This window comes from Amycolatopsis dendrobii (assembly GCF_014145675.1).
GTDB classification, from domain to species: domain Bacteria; phylum Actinomycetota; class Actinomycetes; order Mycobacteriales; family Pseudonocardiaceae; genus Amycolatopsis; species Amycolatopsis dendrobii.
The window spans coordinates 272,190-291,060 of sequence record NZ_JACGZW010000007.1 but is presented as its reverse complement, the minus strand read 5'-3'; the positions used below and the strand labels follow the sequence as shown (position 1 = coordinate 291,060).

Genomic DNA, 18,871 nt, shown 5'->3' with positions numbered 1-18,871 from the left:
CCGTGGCGTACCCCGGGTTGGATCAAACTGCGAAGCTCGAACTGGCCAGGCTGGTCAGCGAACTGGCCGTCGTGCACGGCAAGGTCACCTTGGCCTCGGGCAAGGAAGCCGATTACTACGTCGATCTCCGGCGGGCGACGCTGCAACACGCGGCCGCCCCGCTCATCGGCAAGCTGCTGCGGCAGCTCACCGCTGACTGGGACTACGTCGCGACCGGCGGGCTCACCCTCGGCGCGGACCCGGTGGCGCTGGCGATGCTGCACTCCGCCGCCGCCGAGGGCGTAGTGCTCGACGCGTTCGTCGTCCGCAAGGCGATCAAGGAACACGGGATGCAGCGCCGGATCGAGGGTGTGGAGGTGCGCGGGCAGCGGGTGCTGGCCGTCGAGGACACCTCCACCACCGGCGGCAGCGTGCTCACCGCGGTCGAGGCGCTGCGCGAAGGCGGGGCCACCGTGGTCGGCGTCGCGACGGTCGTCGACCGCGACACCGGCGCGCGGGAAGCCATCGAGAAGGCCGGGCTCGAGTACCGGTACCTGCTGAGCAAGGACGATCTCGGCCTCGACTGAGTGCTCGGCCGAGCGCGAGTGAGCACAGTCACTCACAATGCGTGCGTGACGAATGCCCGCCACGCGGTGTCCCCCTAACGGAAGGGGGTGCCGTGACCACGACCAGTGTCCCGCTCGACGACGCCACCCTCGTCGGCCGTGCGCGAGACGGCGACGTGCGCGCGTACGAACAGCTCGTGCAGCGTTATCAGGGCCCGATGTTCCGGCTTGCCCTGAAAATGCTGCATCACCGCGGCGACGCCGAGGACGTAGTGCAGGAAGCGTTCCTCGGCGCGTGGCGGAAGCTGGCGCAGCTGAACGACGACAACGCGTTCGTCGGGTGGCTCTACCGCGGAACGACCAACCGCTGCCTCAACGTGATCCGGGCGCGCCGCCCGCAGGCCGATGTCGACCTCGACCTCGCCGAATCGCCGCGCCGCGACACGCAACCCGAGCACGCGGTGCAGGTCAGCGGCCAGCTCGCGGCGCTCGACGAGGCGCTTCAGACGCTCACCCCGCAGCAACGGGCGTGCTGGCTGTTGCGTGAGGTGCACGGCCGGTCGTACGACGAGATCAGCGAGATCGTCGGCGCGAACCCCACCGCGGTCCGGGGGCGCATCGCCCGGGCCCGTGCGCAGCTGGCGGAGGTGATGAAGCCGTGGAGGTGAACCAGGACTACGAATTGCCGTGCGGCCGGGAACTGGAAACGCTCTGGGAGAACCTGGACGAGGCCGACGACCACCAGGCGGAGTGCGTCCATTGCCGCACCGCGCGGGAAAGCCTGCTCGCCCTGCGCTCGGCGACGCAGGAGCTGATCGACGAGCCCGACCCGACCCCGCCGGACCTGGTAGGCCGGATCATGTCGGCCGTCCGCGCCGAGGTGCGCCGCGGCCAGATGCTGGATCTTTCCGCCGCCGAACCTGGTTCGGTCGAGGTGAGCGAGCAAGCCGTCGCGGTCGTGCTCCGCTATGCGGCCGACTCCGCCGGCGACGTCCGCGCCCGCCGGGTCCGGGTGCGCAAGGTCGGCGTCGACTCTTCCGGCGCGGCTCAGGTCGAGGTCGAACTCACCCTCGCGACGCGCCTGGGGAACACGAGCGGCGCTGACACGTTGGCCCGCGTACGAGAACTGGTGTCCGCTGCCGCGACCTCGCGAGTGGGTATCTCGTTGATCAGCCTGGATCTGCTGGTGGAAGACGTGTACGAGGACGGGGAATGACCGCCGAATACGTGATCGCCGCCCCGGTGATCGCGAGCGTTGCCGCCCGCGCGGCCGCCGAAACCGCCGGAGTCGTGCGCCTGGAACCCGGCCTGCGCGGTTTGGCGACCGCCTGGGCCCGCGAGGCCCGGCAACGCTGGAAAGGCCTGGAACCGGCCCCCGCGGACGGCGTCCGGGTCCGCGCCCACGAGGACCGCCTGACGGTCGAGGTCGACGTGATCATCTCGGGCGCGGACCAAGCCGCCGCCGTGGGCCGCGCCGTGCAGCGCGCGGTATTCCGGGAAGTCCTCGCGCAGACCGGCCGCTCCGTGGACGCCGTGCGAGTGTCCATTTTGGACATCGAAGTGGGGTGGCAGTGACCGATCCGCGTTCGCTGGCCGGACGACTCGCCGACGCCCTGGCATCAGTCGACGGCCTCCGCCCCGCGACGAGCGCGGCCGCGGAGATCAGCTGGCTCCCGACCGATCCCGCTGGTGGCTCGGTAGATCTGACCGCGGAGTCGGTGGAAGTTCGGTTGGTGGCTTTGCGGTTGCCGCTGCCGCCGTTGCTCTCGGCCGCCGAGGCTCGAGTGCGTGAAGTGCTCGACGGGACGGAGTGGGCGGACGCGCGCATCCGCTTGGTAGTGACCGACATCGACGGGTCGGCGTTCGCTGACTGAACGCTGTCTCCCCTGCCGGTACGTCAGCTTCGACCCGCGAACTCCTAGGGCGGCGAGGCCGTTCTCGGCATCGATCGAGTTGGCGCACCCCGCCGACGTGGCCTTCGAGGCGACTTTTGACGCCGACTCCGAGGCTGGCTGGGCGGACGGCGATGCCCTCCCGCCCGACGCCTTCGCAGTCATCCTCTGTCCGGGGTCGACGGCACAGGCCGAGTTCCCTCTCCCGCGTTTGTCAACCGCGTTTCCGCCCGCTTTCTCCGGCGATTCGCGTCCCCGTCCGCGTGCACGGAACGGAGTCATTTACCGCGCGTCGGGTCCACTCGTGCACGTGTTCCGGAGTGTCTCCTACCCGGAGTGATCCCTCCGTTACCTGCCGGGTGAACTCGTTGCTCCGGTGGGTCGAACATCACATCAGGTCCCCCTATTTCCCGCTCTCTGGGCGGGTAATCGGAGTAACGTCGCTGGTAGGTGCACTGGGAAGGGGGCGAAGGTGGACACGACGGTCGCGCACGTTCTCGCCGACGTCACCGTGGCGGTGCACGTACTGGCCCTGCTCTTCATCGGCTTCGGCGGCTTCCTCGCGTGGCGATGGCCGAAGGTTATTTTCGTGCACATTTTCTTCGCGGTGTGGGGCGTGCTGGTCAACGTCACGCCGATTCCGTGCCCGCTCACCGCGCTGGAGGATTTCTTCCGGCATCAGCAGGGTCTCGGCGACCTGCCAGGCGGGTTCAACGCGTATTACCTCTACGGCACGGTGATCCCGCGCTCGCTGCTGCCGGTGGTGGTCGTGGTGGCGCTGGCGGTGCTGGTGATCTCCTACCTGGGTGCCTACTTGAGGTGGCGCCACCGTCACGACGACAGTCCGGCGCACGGCGTCAGCCTGGGCTGAGCGAGAATCGTCCTTCGTGACGACGGAACAACCCGAAGCGGGCCCCACCGAGTGGGTGAACCGCGAGGAGGTAGGCGTAGGCCCCTGGCCAGGAAGCTGGCCGGACGACCCGCGCTACGACCCCGACCTCCTGGCCAACGGCGACCGCCGCAACGTGGTCGACGCCTACCGCTACTGGCGCCGCGAGGCAATCGTGTCCGATGTGGACACTCGACGGCACCCGTTCCACGTCGCGATCGAGAACTTCCAGCACGACCACAACATCGGCACGGTCGTCCGCACCGCGAACGCCTTCGCCGCCGCGGAAGTGCACATAGTCGGCCGCCGCCGCTGGAACCGCCGGGGCGCCATGGTGACGGACCGCTACCAGCACCTCCGCCACCACGAGGACGTCGCGAGCCTGCTGGAATTCGCCACCGCGGAGGGCTTGACGGTGGTAGCGGTGGACAACACTCCCGGTGCCGAGCCGGTGGAAACCGCCGAGTTGCCCCGGAAGTGCCTGCTGCTGTTCGGCCAGGAAGGCCCGGGTTTGTCTGAAGCCGCCCAGGCCGACTCCGCGAAAGTGGTGTCCATCGCCCAGTTCGGCACGACAAGGTCGATTAACGCGGGCGTCGCGGCGGGCATCGTGATGCACGCGTGGATCCGCCAGCACGCGGACCTGTCCCAAGCCTGGTGACCGGCGACCGCGTGCTCGTGAGTGTTTGCAACGGTTAGAACCGGGACAAACACTCACGAGAATCCCGCCCCACTGCCGCCCGCGCGGTTCGGCGTGCTCGCAGGCGTCCGGGATCGGCGTGGAGAGGCAAGTTCGCCGCAGCACAGGCAGAATCGACCCATGACCGCCGATTCATCCGAGCCAGCCGACTCCACTGCCCGCGGCGATCAGGCCCGCCCTGCCATGGCGCGCCCGGTCGGCCCTGCCGATCGCGCGGCGAACGCGGTTGAGGGCGCGGCGAATCCGGCCAAGGATGCGGCGAAGGCGGCCGGGGGTGCGACAGACCCTGTTGAACCTTCAGCGGCGGCTGAGGGTCCGGCCAACCCGGCCAAGAACACCGCTCAGCCAGTTGACCGCGCCGAAGCGGCTGGGCGTGCGGTCGCTGTTGGCGGTGCTGACGCGGCTGGGCGTGCTGACGCGGTTGGGCGTGCGGTCGCTGTTGGCGGTGCTGACGCGGCTGGGCGTGCGGTCGCTGTTGGCGGTGCTGACGCGGCTGGGCGTGCTGACGCGGTTGGGCGTGCGGTCGCTGTTGGCGGTGCTGACGCGGCTGGGCGTGCCGAAGCGGTTGACCGTGCCGCCGCCGTCGACCGTGCTGCCGCCGCTGAGCGGGCAGTCTGTGCCAGGCACCTCCGCCGCCTGTGGGCCCTCCCCGGCACCGTCCTCGGCCGCAGCGGTTGGCCGCCCACCATGAGCCAACGGCTGCACTGGCACTGGAACTACTGGTGGCAGGCCCATCTCCTCGACAGCCTCGTCGACGCCCAGCTCCGCCAGCCCACCCAAGAACGCGCACAGCTGATCAACCGCTTCATCACGACCGTGCACCGGCGCAATTTCGGTTCCTGGGTCAACGACTACTACGACGACATAGCCTGGCTAGGGCTCGCGCTGCAGCGAGTACGCCAACTCCAACTATCCACAGTGGACGAACCGATCGAGGCTATCGGCGCACGGCTGCACGAAGGCTGGACACAAGACCTTGGCGGGGGAATTTGGTGGCGGCGCGGCGACTCCTTCAAGAATACCCCCGCCAACGGTCCGGCCGCTATCTTTCACGCCCGGAAGGGTGATCAACAACGCGCCGGCGCCATGACGCAATGGCTCACCGAGACCCTGGTCGACCCGGAGACCGGCCTCGTCTGGGACGGGGTCCGGGCGGACACCGGCGAAGTGGTCAAGCATATTTTCTCGTACTGCCAAGGGGTTTACCTCGGCGCATGCCTGGAACAGTCCCGCTGGGACGACGCCGCGCGCACGATCCGGGCGGTGGAGAAGCACATGGCGCCAGAGGGAATCCTCCCCGGTTCGGAGGGTGGCGACGGCGGACTCTTCTCGGCGATCGCCGCCCGCTACCTGGCGCTCGCGGCGAAAAACCTGCCCAGGGCGGAAGCCGAAACGGCGAAGGGGATCGTGCAAAAATCGGCGGAAGCGTGCTGGAACGGTGCGGCGCAGGAGAAAACCGGACCGTTGTTCAGCGCGTACTGGGATAGGTCGGCACCGAATCCGCCGGGCAAGGCGGAACGGGATCTGTCTGTCCAAATTGGAGGGTGGATGCTGCTGGAGGCCGCGGCAACGCTGTGAAACTCAGCAGCCGCACGAAGCGCGGTGCAGGAACCGCGGCGCGAGGCGGACGGACTCCGGCCGGCGCTCCGGCTCGCGGCAGCGCGCCAGCAGCAACTGCACCGCCCGGCGGCCGATTTCCGAGATAGGCTGCGCCATCGTCGTCACGCCAGGCGAAACCGTGCGCGCCCAGTCCATGTCGCCGTAACCGACGACCGCCAGTTCCGATCCGATCCGGATGCCGCGGCGGTGTGCTTCCCACTGCACGCCGATCAGCATCGCCTCGCCAGCGACCACCAGGGCGGTCGGCGAAGGCCAGCCGTCCAGGAGTTTGGCGGCAGCGCGCGCCGCGCCGCCTGCGGTGGACTGGCCGGACGCCACCAGTTCCGGGTGGTATCGCAGCCCGGCGCGGCCAAGGCCAAGGCGGTATCCCAGGGCGCGTTCTTCGCTCACCGTGGTGCCCTCGGTGCCGGTGATCAGCGCGATCCGCCGGTGCCGTCGCGAGGCCAGATGTTCGACCAGCGCGGACATGGCCTGGAAGTTCTCCGAACCGACCTGGTCGACGTCGTTGCGGCCGGCGATCCGGTCGACCAGGACCGTGGGCACCCCAGTGCGCACGAGTCCGTTCACGACAGCCTCGTCACCGGGAGCGGGCACCAGAAGGACGCCATCGACGTGATCCGCCTGAAGTGCGCGCAGCACTTCGGCTTCCTCGCGCGGGCAGTCGCTGGTGTCGGCCAGCAGCAGGTCGCAGCCCGCCCGCGCGGCAGCGCCGCGGATGGCACGCAGCAGCTGGTCGTGGTACGGGCTGGCGTGCCTCCCCAATGCCACCCCGAACCGATGGGTGACCGGCAGGTCCCAGTGGGAGACCTCCGGCGCCAGAACGGTCATTTCTCATGGCCCTCGTCGTCGTTACCTACCCAACAGTAGCCACTGTCGTGCCGCACAAGAGAGGGTCCGAGACGATCGGGTCCCGAGAATCACTGAGGTGAGTGAACGGCTGCGTGCCTGGTTACGCGGGGCAGTCAGGACGCGCACCCGCACGAAGCCCGGTGCCGCAAGGTCGGCGGCAACCGCACAGTCTCGGCGGGCCGTCCGGGATCCGCCAGTCGAGCGAGCAGCAGTTGCACCGCCCGGCGGCCGATTTCGTCGATCGGCTGGGCCATGGTCGTCAGCGGCGGGTCCACGAGATCGGCCCATTCGACGTCGTCGTACACCACCACCGGCAGGTCCTGGCCGATCCGCAAACCCCGCCGCCGCGCCTCGTGCAGCACGCCGACCATCATGCTGTCGTTCGCCACCACCAGCGCGGTCGGCGGATCCGGCAGCGCCAGCAGCGTGCTCAGCGCCAAGCCGCCACCGTCGCGTGAGGACTGTCCGCACGCCACCAGATCCGGCGACCAGCTCAAGCCCGACCGGCCGAGTCCGAGCCGGTAGCCCAGCACGCGTTCGTCGCTCGTCGTGAGCCCGGGCGCGCCGGAGATCATGCCGATCCGGCGATGGCCCAGCGACGCCAGATGCGCGGTCAGCGCCGAGGTCGCCTGGATGTTCTCGGCGCCGACCTGGTCGATGTCGGTCCGGGTGGTGAGCCGGTCCATCAGCACGGTCGGCACGTCCAGCGACACCAGTTCGCCCAGCACCGACCCGTCGCCGGGAGCGGGTGTGATCAGCAGGCCGTCGACCCGGCGCGACCGCAGCGCGCGCACCACGTCCCGTTCGGTGCCCGCGGTGTCGTGCGTGTCCGCGAGCAGCACGGTGTATCCGTTCGCCGACGCCTCTCGCTCGATCGCGTGCATCAGCGCCGCGAAGTACGGGTTCGCGACCAGCGAGATCGCCATCCCGATGGAGCGCGTACCCCCGGTGACCAGTGAGCGTGCGATCGCGTCGCCGGTGTACCCGGTGGTCTCGATCGCCCGCAGCACCGCGGCTTTCGTCTCCTCAGCCACCGCCCGCGTGCCGTTGACGACGTGCGAGACCGTCGTGATCGACACTCCCGCCATTTCGGCGATGTCGCGCTGGGTCGGGCGGGTCGAGCGAGGTCGCGGCATGTCTGTCCTTCATCGGGAGAGCGAAACCAGGAGCGTTGGCAAGCGTTTGCGCAAACGCTTGCGTCTAGCACAGAGTCTGTCTACCTTCCCGTCCATCGGCAAGCTCGCACCTCGATTCGGAGGGCATCTCCATGAGACACCGGAGTCTCACCGCACTCGCCTTGGCGGCCGCTGTCGCGGTCTCCACCGCCGGGTGCACCGTCGAACGCCACTGGGGCGGCAGCTCCAAAACCGGCGGCAGCGGCAAGGCCAAGGTCGGCCTCGTCACGAAGACCGACACCAACCCGTACTTCGTCGAACTGCGCAACGCCGCGTCCGCCGCGGCCAAGGCCAACGGCGCTGACTTCAGCGCGCTCGCCGGCCAGTTCGACGGCGACAACGACGGTCAGGTGCGTGCCATCGAGAACCTGATGCAGCAGGGCGTCAACACCATCCTGATCACGCCGAGCTCGTCGACCGGCGTGCTCAAGGCCATCAAGGACGCCCGCGACGCAGGCATTCTGGTGATCGCCCTCGACACCGCCACCGAACCGCCGGACGCGGTCGACGCCACCTTCGCCACCGACAATTTCGCGGCGGGCGAGCAGCAGGGCGCGTACGTCAAGGCGGCGCTCAAGGGTGCGGACCCGAAGCTTCTGATGGTCGACGGCACCGCGGGCAGTTCGGTCGACACCCAGCGGCACGGCGGCTTCCTCAAGGGCATCGGGCTCAAGGACGGCGCGCCGGAGATCAAGGGCCACACCAACGCCAACGGCGACCAGAGCCTCGCCCAGCAGGGCATGGAGAACCTCCTCCAGCGCACCACCGACCTCAACGCCGTGTACACGATGAACGAGCCGATGGGCCGCGGCGCGTACGCGGCGCTGAAGGCTCGCGGGCTCAACGCTCAGCTCACCGTCGGCTCCATCGACGGCGGCTGCGAGGGCGTGCAGAACGTCAAGAACGGCCAGTTCGCCGTCACCGTGATGCAGTTCCCGCGGAAGATGGCCGAACAGGGCGTGCTCGCGGCGGTCGAGTACGCGAAGACCGGGAAGAAGCCGAGCGGGTTCGTCAACACCGGCTCGACCGCGATCACCGACCACCCGATGCCGGGTGTGCCGAGCAAGGACACCGCCTGGGGTCTGCAGAACTGCTGGGGAGGCGGGAAATGACGAGCGCGACGGTCACCAACCGCGAGCGCGAAACGCTCGGCGAGTTCTTCCTCCGCGCGCCGGCGGTCGGTCCCGCGCTGGCGCTGGTCGTGGCGGTCGTGGTGTTTTCCTTCGCCACGGACACGTTTTTCGACCTGGACAATCTGTCCACAGTGGTCCAGCAATCGCTGGTGGTCGGCACGCTCGCGCTCGGCCAGACGCTGATCATCCTGATCGCGGGCATCGACCTGTCCAACGCGTCGTCGATGGTCGTGGCGACGCTGGTGATGGCGAAACTGGCGGCAGTGACGAACGTCTTCTTCGCGCTGCTGGCCGGCGTCGTGCTCACCGTCCTCGTCGGCCTGTTCATCGGCACCCTGGCGACGCGGATCAAGTTGCCCGCCTTCATCATCACGCTCGGCACGTTCACCGGCCTGACCGCGGTGGCGAAGCTGATCGCGGGCGGCCAGGCGGTTCCGGTGTCCGACGGGCTGCTCACCTGGCTCGGCACGAAGCGGTACCTCTTCGGCGGCATCCCGATCACCTACGGCATGACGCTCGCACTGCTCATGTTCCTCGCCGTTTGGTACGCGCTCACGAAAACCGCTTGGGGCAAGCACGTTTACGCCGTCGGCAACGCGCCGGAATCCGCGCGGCTGTCCGGGATCAAGGTCAACCGCACCGTGCTGTCGGTCTACCTGGTCGCCGGTCTGTGCTTCGGCATCGCCGCGTGGCAGGCGCTCGGCCGCACGCCGAACGCCGACCCGAACCAGTTCCAGCTCGGCAACCTCGACTCGATCACCGCGGTGGTGCTGGGCGGCACGAGCCTGTTCGGCGGACGCGGTTCGGTGCTGGGCACGCTGTTCGGCGCGCTGGTCGTCGCGGTGCTGCGGTCGGGACTGACGCAGATGGGCGTGGACGGCAACTACCAGGACCTGGCGACCGGCGCGTTGCTGATCGCCGCGGTGGTCGTGGACCGGATCGCACGGAGGCAGCAGCAGTCATGACTACTACGCAGCAGCAGCCGACTCTTTCCGCACGCGGCCTGGTGAAGCGCTACGGCCGGGTCACCGCCATCGACGGCGCCGATTTCGACCTCTACCCCGGCGAAGTGCTCGCCGTGGTCGGCGACAACGGGGCCGGAAAGTCCAGTCTCATCAAGGCGTTGTCCGGCGCGGTGGTGCCGGATGCCGGCGAGATCAAAGTGGACGGCAAGACGGTCCACTTCAAGTCCCCGTTGGACGCGCGGCACTACGGAATCGAGACGGTGTACCAGGATCTGGCGGTCGCGCCGGCGCTGGACATCGCGTCGAACATGTTCCTGGGCCGGGAAAAGCGGCTGAAGGGACCGTTCGGCATCGGGTTGCGCAAGCTCGACACCGCGACCATGCGCACCGAGGCGCAGCGGATCCTGGACGATCTCGGCATCAAGGTCAAATCCATTACCCAGCTGGTGGAAACGCTGTCCGGCGGGCAACGGCAAGGCGTCGCGGTGGCGCGCGCGGCGGCGTTCGGCACCAAAGCGGTGATCATGGACGAGCCGACGGCCGCGCTGGGCGTCGCGGAGTCCGCGAAGGTGCTGGAACTGATCGGCCGGATCCGCGACCGCGGCCTGCCGGTGGTGCTGATCAGCCACAACATGCCGCACGTCTTCGAAATCGCCGACCGGATCCACGTGCACCGGCTCGGCAAGCGCGTCGCCGTGGTGACGCCGAAGACACACAGCATGAACCAGGTGGTCGGCCTGCTCACCGGTGCGCTCAAGCTCGACGAGAACGGCGAAGTCGTCGAGGTCGCGTCCACCACGCACGCCGGGTTGACCTGACGTGCGAGTGCTGCTGGCGGGGTTGTGCACCGTCGATGTCGTACAGCGGGTCGCGGAATTCCCGGAGCCGAGCGAGAAAGTGCAGTCATTGCAGGTGGATGTCGCGGCCGGTGGGCCGGCGACGAACGCCGCGGTGACCGTCGCGGCGCTCGGAGCCGAAGCGATCCTCCTGACGGCCCTCGGTACCCACCCGCTGGCCGCGCTCGCCCGGGCCGACCTCGAAGCCTGCGGCGTCGACCTGGTCGATCTCGCTCCAGAACGCACGCAGGCACCGCCGGTCAGCGCGGTCGTGGTGCGGGACGGCGACGGCGAACGCACCGTCGTTTCCCGCAACGCCGCCGCCGACAAACCGCTGGAACTGCCTGACCTCGCCCCGGTTTTCGACCGCGTGGACGCCGTCCTCGTCGACGGCCACCATCCCGAGCTAGCGCTTGCTGTCGCCGAGGAAGCCCGCGCCCGCGAAGTGCCGGTCATCCTCGACGCGGGCAGCTGGAAACCGGTACTGGACCAGTTGCTGCCACTGGTCCACGTGGCAGCCTGTTCCGCGCGGTTCCGTGCTCCCGCACCGAGTTTGGCCGAACGCGGAGTGTCAGTGACGATCACGACGGCAGGCCCGGAGCCGGTCGCCTGGAGCACTACGGAAGACTCTGGGCAGGTCCCCGTGCCGCTCGTCGAAGCGCGGGACACCCTGGGGGCCGGAGACGTGTGGCACGGTGCGCTCGCGTACGCGGTCGCGACCCGGGAAGGCGCGGTCGCCGACTGGATCGGATACGCGAACGCGGTGGCAGCGGAACGGGTCCGGCACGTGGGTCCGCGTTCGTGGACCGGACCGGTCGGGGAACTGGCGAAGAGCAGAGAAGAGGGAGTGCGATGACGGCGTTCGAGGATCTGCTGGCGCGGGCCGAGAAGCTGGCCAAACCGCGGGAACGGCACGTGCTCGGCATCATCGGCGCGCCCGCCTCCGGAAAGACCACGCTGGCCTGGGCGATCGCCAACGCGCTCGGTTCGCGGGCCGCGGTCGTGGGGATGGACGGTTTCCACCTGGCCCAGGTCGAACTGCAGCGGCTCGGTCGCACCGACCGCAAGGGCGCGCCGGACACCTTCGACGCCGCCGGCTACGTGCACCTGATCCGCCGGCTCGCCGAGGGCCGCGAGACGGTGTACGCGCCGGAGTTCCGCCGCGAGATCGAGGAGCCGATCGCCGGCGCGGTCCCGGTCGCGCCCGAGGTGCAGCTGGTCATCACCGAGGGCAACTACCTGCTGCTCCCGGACGACCCGTGGAGCGGCGTGCGGCAGTACCTGACCGAGGCGTGGTTCCTTGCCCCGGACGAGCCGGAGCGGATCGAACGGCTGGTGTCCCGGCACCGGCGCTACGGCCGTTCGCTGGTCGAGGCCCGGCAGCGCGCGCTCGGTTCCGACCAGCGCAACGCGGACCTGATCGCGAACACCCGGGACCGGGCCGACCTGGTGCTCGAGAACCTGCCGCTGACGAATTTCGCCCTCTGAGCAGGCTCAGCGCAGGTGATGTTCTCCGATCCGGCGACGACGGATCCCTACGCCGGCGCGGTCACCTGGGACCGGGCCGGCGAAGCCCGGATCGCCGTGCTGTATCCGCCGTACGTCCCGCTCATCCGCACCCACCTGAACGGGTTGCGGGCGCTGGTCGACCGGCGGTTGTCCGAGCCCGCGGGACCGGTCGCGGATCCGCGGCTGGCGCTGCTGGTGGAGCGGATGCAGGAGACCACCAGCGAACCGCAGCTCGAGCCGCAGGTGCTCGCGGACGTCCGGACCCGGCTGGACTGGGCGTTGTCGGTGCTGCCGGAACATGGCGGCGTCCTGGAGTTGCACACCCCGGCGCACCAATGGTGGTGGGGACGCGCGCTGCTCGACGTGTGCACGGCGATCACCGCGCTGCTGGGAGCGTGGCTGCGGGGCGAGGCGGTGGACGGGCAGCACTGCCCGGACGACGCGACGTGGTGGATGTGGATGGCGCAGATGCGCTGGCTCGACGCCCAGTTCGTCGAGCCGCTCAAGCCAAGCGGGGAGTGAGCGGTGGGGGTTTTGGTCGTCACCGGCGGCAGCCGGGGCATCGGCGCGGCGATCTGTGAACTGGCCGCGACTCGCGGTTACGACGTGGTGGTGAACTACTCCGGCGACTCGGCACCGGCCGAGGAGGTCGCCGAGCGGGTGCGGTCCCACGGTGCGCAAGCGCTTGCGCACCGTGCCGATGTGTCTGACGAACAGCAGGTCAGCGGCCTTTTTTCGGCGGCGGCCGAGCTGGGGCTGCTTGTCGGCTTGGTGAACAACGCGGGCATCACCGGCAACACCCCCGGCCGGCTCGACGAGCAGAGCGCCGAGACCGTCCGGCGGGTGCTGGACATCAACGTCACTGGCGTTTTCCTGTGCTGCCGGGAGGCGGTGCGGCGGATGTCGACGCGCTACGGCGGGTCCGGCGGAGCGATCGTGAACGTGTCCTCCACGGCCTCGCGGACCGGGTCGGCAGGCGAATGGGTGCACTACGCGGCGTCCAAGGCCGCGGTCAACACGCTCAGCTTCGGTCTCGCTCAGGAAGTCGCCGACGAGGGGATTCGGGTCAACGCCGTGTCGCCAGGCCTGGTCGAGACCGGATTGCACGCCGCCGCGGGGATGCCGGACCGGCCCGAGCGGTTCAGCGCCGTGATCCCGCTCCGGCGCGCGGGCCAGCCGGAAGAGATCGCCGCGGCCGTGCTGTGGCTGCTCTCCCCGGAGGCGTCCTTCACGGTGGGCGCGGTGCTGGAGGTCGGCGGCGGCCGCTGATCCATCTCGGACAGTGAGACGCCGGGAGACGGGCAGATCACGATTGACCCCGGAACTCGGTCAACTCGCCCGTAGCGGTTGTCCCGGTGTGCGAGTCTGGAACGAGGGGTTGAAAGGACGGCCGCGAAAGTCATGCCCAAGCTCACGTCTGTGCACCATCTGGCGCTCACCGTGACCGATGTGGACCGAAGTGTTCCCTGGTACGTCCGGGTGCTCGACCTCGAGGAAAGCCATCGGCGCGAAGACCCGGAAACCGGGGTGCGCAAAGTAGTTCTGCGTTCGGCGGGAGACGGATTCTCCGTCGTGCTGGTCCAGCATCCCGACACCGAGAGACCCGCGTTCGACGAAAGACGAACTGGTCTGGACCATGTCGCGTTCTCGGTGTCGTCCCGCGCCGAGGTCGCCGAATGGGAGGACCGCCTGCGGGAGTACGGCGTTTCCTACCTGCCCGCGACGGAATCGCAGACCTTCGAAGGCTCCGCGGTGATCGTGTTCCGCGATCCGGACGGTATCCAGCTGGAAGTCTGGTCCGACCCGTCCTGAAAACTCAGGCGTGCGCGTCGTCGGGTTCGTCGACCGGACGCCGCATTTCCTGGCGGTAGCGCAGCACGCCGTACGCGGTGCCGAACACGAAGAACGCGATGCTCACCCACAGTGCGGCGGTCTTGACCCACGGGATGGCGTCGAGCAGGCCCGCGCCGTAGTAGCCGAGCAGCACCAGCGTCGGCACCCACAGCAGCCCGCCGACGGTGGTGGCGAGCAGGAACCGCCGCGAATCCATCCGCGCGGCGCCCGCGATGAGCGGGGCCAGCGTGCGGATCCACGGGATCCACCTGGCCGCGACGATCGCGAAAAATCCCTTGCGGTCCAGGAAGGCTTGCGCGCGTTCGAGGTTGTGCCGGTTGAGCATCCGCCCGCCGCGCCGGGCGATCAGCGTGGTGCCCGCGCCGCGGCCGATGTAGTAGCCGATCTGGTTGCCGAACACGGCGGTGACCAGTGCGGCTCCGGAAAGCAGCCACGCGTTGAGGTCCGAGCCGTGCTGCGCGAGCACCACGCCCGCGCCGAACAGCAGGGAATCGCCCGGCAGGAACAGCCCGATGATGAGCGCGCACTCGATGAGCACGAACGACAGCACGATGACCCAGACGAGCACCGGGCCGGCGGTGTCCAGCCAGCTCAGGCCGATTCCCGCGGCGTGCGCGGGCTGAGCGGCGTCGAGGTTCACGCGAAGAGCCTACGTGGCTGGGACCGGCTGCAGTACGCAACCATCGAATCCTCCGCATACGGTGACTTTGGGTATTCCTGGGATAACCAGACTGTTCACCCTTTTCGCCCAGGACAACGAACAGGCCGCCCGGAACAGTTCCCGGGCGGCCCGTCGCGGTTTTCTCTAGAACTGCGGCAGGGACTCGCCCTGCACCGCCTCGATGTCCAGCTCCACCTTGACGGTCGTGCCGATCGCGGCCACGCCCGCCCGCACCATCGCGCTGTAGTTGATCGCGAAATCGTTGCGGTGCAATTGCGTTTCGGCGTGGAACGCGGCGCGCACGCCGCCCCACGGGTCCGGGCCGTGCCCGGTGTAGCGCAGGTCGAGCGTGACGTCGCGGCGTTCGCCGTGCAGCGTCAGCACGCCGCGCAGCGCCCAGTTGTCCGTGCCGAGCTGGGAAAGCCCGGTGCTTTCGAACGTGATGAGCGGATACGCGTCGACGTCGAGGAATTCGGCCGAACGCAGGTGGTCGTCCCGCATCTTGATGCCGCTTTCGATGCTGCCCGCCTTGATCTCGGCGTGCACGCTCGACCGCTCGACCGGCCGGGCGACCTCGATCCGGCCGGCCACGTCCGGGAACCGCACCTTGATGCTCGCGATGCCCATGTGCCGCGCAGTGGCGACCACCGACGAGTGCATCGGGTCGATCGTCCACGGACCCTCCGGCGGCAGCTCGACCGCGCCGGAAACCGGCACGAGCGCGATGTCGCCGAGCAGCCCGGCCCCGTCGGAACCGATCTGCACGGTACGGGCCAGCGGCGTGTACCCCGGCGCGGTGATCACGGCGGTGTAGACGCCCGGGGGCAGCGGGTCAGTGACCACTGCCCCCTTCGCGTCCGTGACCTGCCGAGCGACCTGTCGTCCGTTCAAGTCGGTGACCGTGAGCACCGCGTTCTCGACCGGCCATCCGCCGTTCGAGCGCAGCTGTGCGCGCAGGCCCCCGCTCATGACCGGTCGACCAGCTCGTCGAGCGCCTGGTCATAGCTCAGCCGCACGTCGTGCTGGGCCTCGCCGTCGTTCAGCGTCACCTGGCTGGTGGCGGGCGGGTACCCGCTCGCCACGACCGTGTAGGAGCCGATCGGCAGGTCGCTGACCACGTAGCGGCCCTCGCTGTCGGTGCGGGCCACCGCCGCGACGTTGCCGTTCGCGTCGAGCACGGTGATCCGCGCGTCCGGCACGATCCGGTCGCCCTCGGTGCGCGCGACGCCCTGGAGCAGCACCGCGCCGGCGAGTTCGACGTCGTGGCGCAGCACACCGCTGTCCGGCACCGTCAGCGTGACCGCGACCGGGCGGTAGTGCGGGCCGCTCGCGACCAGCGTGTACTGCCCGGCGCCGACGCCGCTGAAGGTGTAGACGCCGTCCTCGGCGGTGATGAACGCGCCGTTGACCTCGCCGCGCGAATCGGTCAGCGTGACCGTCGCGTTGGCCAGCGGGGTCGCGGTGCCGATCGAACGGACCACGCCGGTCAGCTCGCCGGACCCGGTGAGCGTGACGTCGAGGTTCGCCGGGTGCCCGCCGACCACCACGCTGGAGGCCTGCGGCTGGTGCCCGGGAGCGGACACGATCAGCACGTACGTCCCCGGACCCTGGGTCGGGATCGAGTAGCTGCCGTCGCCGTTGCCGGTCGCCCGCGCCACCTGACGGCCCTGCTGGTCGATCAGGGTCAGCGCGGCCGCGCTCACGTGGCTGCCGTCCTGGCGGCGCACGTGGCCGGTGACCGGGACGCCGCCCGAGCCGGTGGCCGTGCCGAATTCGGCGTCGGCCACCGAGTTGGTGATCGGCATCGGCCGGGCGTCAGTCACCGCTTGGGGGTCGCCGTGCCCGTTGGTCAACGCGTGCCTCCCGCCCGCTCCGACGAGCACCGGCTCCTTCGGGGCTTCTTCGAACAGCGAACCGGTCTTGATCTCGGCGGTGTCGTCCGCGGCCGGGGCCGGGGTGGGTTCGTCCAGGTCCAGCAGCGCTTCGCCGCCTTCGACGGCCGCCGCGGCCGGGTTCATGCCCGCCAGCGGGATCTCCTTCATGAACAGCAGCACCAGCGTGGCCAGCAGCGCGACGCCGCCCGCGACCCAGAACACCGTGGTGATGGACTCGGTGAAGCCGATCAGGATCGGCGTGCGCACCGCTTCCGGCAGCGTCTGGATGACGCTCGTGTTGCTCGACAGGTCGCCGAGGTTGGCGCCCCCGCCCGGAGGCAGGTGGCCGCCGAAGGCCTTGGTGATGTTGCCCGGCAGCACGTTGAACAGAATCGTCAGGAACACCGCGACACCCGCGGTACCGCCGATCTGGCGGAAGAACGTGGCCGACGCGGTCGACACGCCCATGTCCTTGCGCGGGCCCGCGTTCTGCACCGCGATGATCAGCGTCTGCATGCACTGGCCGAGGCCGAGACCGATGATCAGCGCGGCCACCAGCGGGTGCCAGATCGGGGTGTCGTACTTGACCAGCGCGAAGAAGAACGCGCCCGCCGCGATCAGGATCGTGCCGACGACCGGGAAGATCTTGTAGCGCCCGGTCTTCGAGGTGATCCGGCCGGAGATGATCGAGCTGGACATGATGCCGACCATCAGCGGCAGCATCAGCAGGCCGGATTCGGTCGGCGTGTAGCCCTGCACGACCTGGAGGTACTGCGGGATCATCGTGATCGCGCCGAACATCGCCACACCGACGATCACGCCGCCGATGATGGCCACGGTGAAGGTCGAGTTCTTGAACAGCCGCAGCGGAATCAGCGCGGCGTCCTTCATGAGCTTCTCGACGACGATGAACAGCACGATGCCGACGCCGCCGATGATGTACATCCAGATCGACTTCTGGTCGCCCCAGCCCCACTTCTGGCCTTGTTCGGCGACGATCAGGAACGGCACCACGGCGATGACCATGGTGAGCGCGCCCCACCAGTCGATCTTGTGGTCGTGGCGGTTGTGCGGAACGTTCAGCACCTTCGCGACGACGAACAGCGCGATGATGCCGATCGGCACGTTGATCAGGAAGACCCAGCGCCAGCCGTGCAGGCCGCCGAGGCTGTCGAAGCCGGCGAAGAAGCCGCCGAGCACCGGGCCGAGCACGGTCGAAGTGCCGAACACGGCGAGGAAGTAGCCCTGGTAGCGAGCGCGTTCCCGCGGCGGGACCACGTCGCCGATGATCGTCATGGCCAGCGACATCAGACCGCCGGCGCCGAGACCCTGCACCGCGCGGAACGCGGCCAGTTCGTACATCGAGGTCGAGAACGACGCGGCGGCCGAACCGGCGACGAAGATCGCGATCGCGGCGAGGTAGAACGGCTTGCGGCCGTAGATGTCGGAAAGCTTGCCGTAGATCGGCGTCGCGATCGTCGAGGTGATCAGGTACGCCGTGGTCGCCCACGCCTGCAGATCGAAGCCGTGCAGGTCGTTGGCGATCCGGACGATCGAGGTGCCCACGATCGTCTGGTCGAGCGCGGCGAGGAACATGCCGCACATCAGGCCGCTGATGATCGTGACGATTTGGCGGTGAGTCAGCCGCGGACCGCCCTCGCTGTCTTCAGCGGGCGCTCCCCCTCGCGACTGAGGTTGTTTTTCAACGGTGGACGTCATGCGTTCGAGGCCCCCTTGGCCTGTGCCGTCGCCGCGGTGTCGGACAGCGACGGATTGTTCTTTTCGATACCTGTGTTGAGCCGCGCGAGAAGCTCGTTGAGCGTCTCGCGCTCCTCCTGGCTCCAATCGCCGAGTACTTCGGCCAGCCACCGGGCGCGGTGCTTGCGGTTTTCGTCGAAGACGCGAAGGCCTTCGGCGGTCGGGGCGAGCAAGCAGGCGCGGCCGTCCTCGGGGTCGGCCTGCCGTTCGACGAGTCCGTGCTGCACGAGCGAGCTGGACTGCCTGCTGATCGTGGAGATCTCCGAGTGCAGGAACTCGGCCAGCTTGCTGGTGCGTTGCGGGCCTTCGTGGACGAGGCAGAAGAGGATCGCGTACGCGGCCCTCTCGATCCCGTCCGGTCCGTGCTTGGCGACCTGGGACTTCGCCTTGGTGATCAAGCGCATGAACCGGACCAGCTCGTGTCCGAGCTGGTCGGCAAGGTCGAGGTCGGCCTCTGGCCTGACGGCGGAGTTCTGAGGTGCCATGTGGGTCTTCCTTGGGGTGGAGCAAACCATTGGTTGGCGACTGCAACTAGTTGCCTTAAGCAAGAGTGTGCCCGTACGGCGTATTTCGCAAGCGGCCGACCCCCGGTTGTGTCACAAGACACTTTAGTT

23 protein-coding genes are annotated in these 18,871 nt (G+C 69.0%); 16 read left to right on the top strand and 7 right to left on the bottom strand.

What is annotated here, in order from left to right; genetic code table 11:
- Positions 1–2: 2 nt before the first annotated feature.
- The 7 genes from pyrE to H4281_RS22135 all read left to right on the top strand — a co-directional run bounded on the left by pyrE (position 3) and on the right by H4281_RS22135 (position 3,984).
- A complete protein-coding gene (gene pyrE, locus H4281_RS22165) occupies positions 3–566 on the top strand; it encodes an orotate phosphoribosyltransferase (protein WP_182892848.1) in 564 nt (187 codons plus the stop codon).
- 92 nt (positions 567–658) lie between these two features.
- Complete coding sequence (locus H4281_RS22160) at positions 659–1,213, top strand: RNA polymerase sigma factor (RefSeq protein ID WP_037808869.1); 555 nt, start codon at positions 659–661, stop codon at positions 1,211–1,213.
- The gene (locus H4281_RS22155) at positions 1,204–1,761 is read left to right on the top strand and encodes an Asp23/Gls24 family envelope stress response protein (RefSeq protein ID WP_182892847.1); all 558 of its coding nucleotides are present in this window, start codon (positions 1,204–1,206) and stop codon (positions 1,759–1,761) included. Before H4281_RS22160 ends, H4281_RS22155 begins: the two co-directional genes overlap by 10 nt.
- Positions 1,758–2,120, top strand: coding sequence for an Asp23/Gls24 family envelope stress response protein (locus H4281_RS22150; protein WP_182892846.1), 363 nt, complete (start codon positions 1,758–1,760; stop codon positions 2,118–2,120). The genes H4281_RS22155 and H4281_RS22150 overlap by 4 nt, the downstream gene beginning before the upstream one ends.
- Entirely contained in the window at positions 2,117–2,419 is a 303-nt protein-coding gene (locus H4281_RS22145; RefSeq protein WP_182892845.1) for a hypothetical protein, read from the top strand. The genes H4281_RS22150 and H4281_RS22145 overlap by 4 nt, the downstream gene beginning before the upstream one ends.
- Before the next feature lie 490 nt (positions 2,420–2,909).
- Positions 2,910–3,308 carry a DUF2784 domain-containing protein gene (locus tag H4281_RS22140; RefSeq protein ID WP_067577513.1) on the top strand — a complete coding sequence of 133 codons (399 nt, stop codon included), beginning with the start codon at positions 2,910–2,912 and terminating at the stop codon, positions 3,306–3,308.
- Between the two features lie 16 nt (positions 3,309–3,324).
- The gene (locus H4281_RS22135; RefSeq protein ID WP_182892844.1) at positions 3,325–3,984 is read left to right on the top strand and encodes a TrmH family RNA methyltransferase; all 660 of its coding nucleotides are present in this window, start codon (positions 3,325–3,327) and stop codon (positions 3,982–3,984) included.
- A 336-nt stretch (positions 3,985–4,320) separates the two neighbouring features.
- Here the strand turns inward: H4281_RS22135 and H4281_RS22130 are convergent, their stop codons facing one another.
- Entirely contained in the window at positions 4,321–4,650 is a 330-nt protein-coding gene (locus H4281_RS22130; protein WP_182893043.1) for a hypothetical protein, read from the bottom strand.
- A 60-nt stretch (positions 4,651–4,710) separates the two neighbouring features.
- Here H4281_RS22130 and H4281_RS22125 point away from each other — a divergent pair, with 60 nt between their 5' ends.
- Complete coding sequence (locus H4281_RS22125; RefSeq protein ID WP_237597605.1) at positions 4,711–5,601, top strand: glycoside hydrolase family 76 protein; 891 nt, start codon at positions 4,711–4,713, stop codon at positions 5,599–5,601.
- Between the two features lie 3 nt (positions 5,602–5,604).
- On the opposite strand, the gene H4281_RS22120 is transcribed toward H4281_RS22125, so the two are convergent.
- Together H4281_RS22120 and H4281_RS22115 are read right to left on the bottom strand one after the other, a co-directional pair.
- Positions 5,605–6,471, bottom strand: coding sequence for a LacI family DNA-binding transcriptional regulator (locus H4281_RS22120; protein ID WP_182892843.1), 867 nt, complete (start codon positions 6,469–6,471; stop codon positions 5,605–5,607).
- Between the two features lie 134 nt (positions 6,472–6,605).
- Positions 6,606–7,628 (bottom strand): LacI family DNA-binding transcriptional regulator, encoded by a 1,023-nt coding sequence (locus H4281_RS22115; protein ID WP_182892842.1) that lies wholly within the window; start codon positions 7,626–7,628, stop codon positions 6,606–6,608.
- A gap of 131 nt (positions 7,629–7,759) precedes the next feature.
- Here H4281_RS22115 and H4281_RS22110 point away from each other — a divergent pair, with 131 nt between their 5' ends.
- From H4281_RS22110 to H4281_RS22075, 8 genes are all read left to right on the top strand, one after another.
- A complete protein-coding gene (locus H4281_RS22110; protein ID WP_182892841.1) occupies positions 7,760–8,779 on the top strand; it encodes a substrate-binding domain-containing protein in 1,020 nt (339 codons plus the stop codon).
- Positions 8,776–9,765 (top strand): ABC transporter permease, encoded by a 990-nt coding sequence (locus H4281_RS22105; protein ID WP_182892840.1) that lies wholly within the window; start codon positions 8,776–8,778, stop codon positions 9,763–9,765. Before H4281_RS22110 ends, H4281_RS22105 begins: the two co-directional genes overlap by 4 nt.
- Positions 9,762–10,583, top strand: coding sequence for an ATP-binding cassette domain-containing protein (locus H4281_RS22100; protein ID WP_182892839.1), 822 nt, complete (start codon positions 9,762–9,764; stop codon positions 10,581–10,583). Before H4281_RS22105 ends, H4281_RS22100 begins: the two co-directional genes overlap by 4 nt.
- 7 nt (positions 10,584–10,590) lie before the next feature.
- Positions 10,591–11,457, top strand: coding sequence for a PfkB family carbohydrate kinase (locus tag H4281_RS22095; protein WP_182893023.1), 867 nt, complete (start codon positions 10,591–10,593; stop codon positions 11,455–11,457).
- On the top strand, positions 11,454–12,089 hold the full coding sequence (locus H4281_RS22090) for a nucleoside/nucleotide kinase family protein (protein ID WP_009084950.1): 636 nt from the start codon (positions 11,454–11,456) through the stop codon (positions 12,087–12,089). The genes H4281_RS22095 and H4281_RS22090 overlap by 4 nt, the downstream gene beginning before the upstream one ends.
- Before the next feature lie 18 nt (positions 12,090–12,107).
- Positions 12,108–12,632 carry a hypothetical protein gene (locus H4281_RS22085; RefSeq protein ID WP_220507670.1) on the top strand — a complete coding sequence of 175 codons (525 nt, stop codon included), beginning with the start codon at positions 12,108–12,110 and terminating at the stop codon, positions 12,630–12,632.
- A 3-nt stretch (positions 12,633–12,635) separates the two neighbouring features.
- Complete coding sequence (locus H4281_RS22080) at positions 12,636–13,379, top strand: SDR family oxidoreductase (protein ID WP_182892837.1); 744 nt, start codon at positions 12,636–12,638, stop codon at positions 13,377–13,379.
- A 132-nt stretch (positions 13,380–13,511) separates the two neighbouring features.
- A complete protein-coding gene (locus H4281_RS22075; RefSeq protein ID WP_182892836.1) occupies positions 13,512–13,922 on the top strand; it encodes a VOC family protein in 411 nt (136 codons plus the stop codon).
- A 4-nt stretch (positions 13,923–13,926) separates the two neighbouring features.
- On the opposite strand, the gene H4281_RS22070 is transcribed toward H4281_RS22075, so the two are convergent.
- From H4281_RS22070 to H4281_RS22055, 4 genes are all read right to left on the bottom strand, one after another.
- Positions 13,927–14,604, bottom strand: a complete 678-nt coding sequence (locus H4281_RS22070; RefSeq protein WP_182892835.1) for a DedA family protein — start codon at positions 14,602–14,604, stop codon at positions 13,927–13,929.
- 165 nt (positions 14,605–14,769) lie between these two features.
- Positions 14,770–15,594 (bottom strand): YceI family protein, encoded by an 825-nt coding sequence (locus H4281_RS22065; protein ID WP_182892834.1) that lies wholly within the window; start codon positions 15,592–15,594, stop codon positions 14,770–14,772.
- Positions 15,591–18,218: an MFS transporter gene (locus tag H4281_RS22060; protein WP_182892833.1), complete on the bottom strand. Its 2,628-nt coding sequence runs from the start codon at positions 18,216–18,218 to the stop codon at positions 15,591–15,593. Before H4281_RS22060 ends, H4281_RS22065 begins: the two co-directional genes overlap by 4 nt.
- Positions 18,215–18,742 carry a MarR family winged helix-turn-helix transcriptional regulator gene (locus tag H4281_RS22055; RefSeq protein WP_182892832.1) on the bottom strand — a complete coding sequence of 176 codons (528 nt, stop codon included), beginning with the start codon at positions 18,740–18,742 and terminating at the stop codon, positions 18,215–18,217. The genes H4281_RS22060 and H4281_RS22055 overlap by 4 nt, the downstream gene beginning before the upstream one ends.
- Positions 18,743–18,871 lie beyond the last annotated feature (129 nt).

Bases quoted from the DNA above. Each gene is read 5' to 3' on its own strand.
- H4281_RS22150 (WP_182892846.1), top strand. From the start codon at position 1,758: ATGACCGCCGAATACGTGATCGCCGCCCCGGTGATCGCGAGCGTTGCC.
- H4281_RS22125 (WP_237597605.1), top strand. From the start codon at position 4,711: ATGAGCCAACGGCTGCACTGGCACTGGAACTACTGGTGGCAGGCCCAT.
- H4281_RS22120 (WP_182892843.1), bottom strand. From the start codon at position 6,471: ATGACCGTTCTGGCGCCGGAGGTCTCCCACTGGGACCTGCCGGTCACC.
- H4281_RS22115 (WP_182892842.1), bottom strand. From the start codon at position 7,628: ATGCCGCGACCTCGCTCGACCCGCCCGACCCAGCGCGACATCGCCGAA.
- H4281_RS22110 (WP_182892841.1), top strand. From the start codon at position 7,760: ATGAGACACCGGAGTCTCACCGCACTCGCCTTGGCGGCCGCTGTCGCG.
- H4281_RS22105 (WP_182892840.1), top strand. From the start codon at position 8,776: ATGACGAGCGCGACGGTCACCAACCGCGAGCGCGAAACGCTCGGCGAG.
- H4281_RS22100 (WP_182892839.1), top strand. From the start codon at position 9,762: ATGACTACTACGCAGCAGCAGCCGACTCTTTCCGCACGCGGCCTGGTG.
- H4281_RS22090 (WP_009084950.1), top strand. From the start codon at position 11,454: ATGACGGCGTTCGAGGATCTGCTGGCGCGGGCCGAGAAGCTGGCCAAA.
- H4281_RS22085 (WP_220507670.1), top strand. From the start codon at position 12,108: ATGTTCTCCGATCCGGCGACGACGGATCCCTACGCCGGCGCGGTCACC.
- H4281_RS22075 (WP_182892836.1), top strand. From the start codon at position 13,512: ATGCCCAAGCTCACGTCTGTGCACCATCTGGCGCTCACCGTGACCGAT.
- H4281_RS22065 (WP_182892834.1), bottom strand. From the start codon at position 15,594: ATGAGCGGGGGCCTGCGCGCACAGCTGCGCTCGAACGGCGGATGGCCG.
- H4281_RS22060 (WP_182892833.1), bottom strand. From the start codon at position 18,218: ATGACGTCCACCGTTGAAAAACAACCTCAGTCGCGAGGGGGAGCGCCC.
- H4281_RS22055 (WP_182892832.1), bottom strand. From the start codon at position 18,742: ATGGCACCTCAGAACTCCGCCGTCAGGCCAGAGGCCGACCTCGACCTT.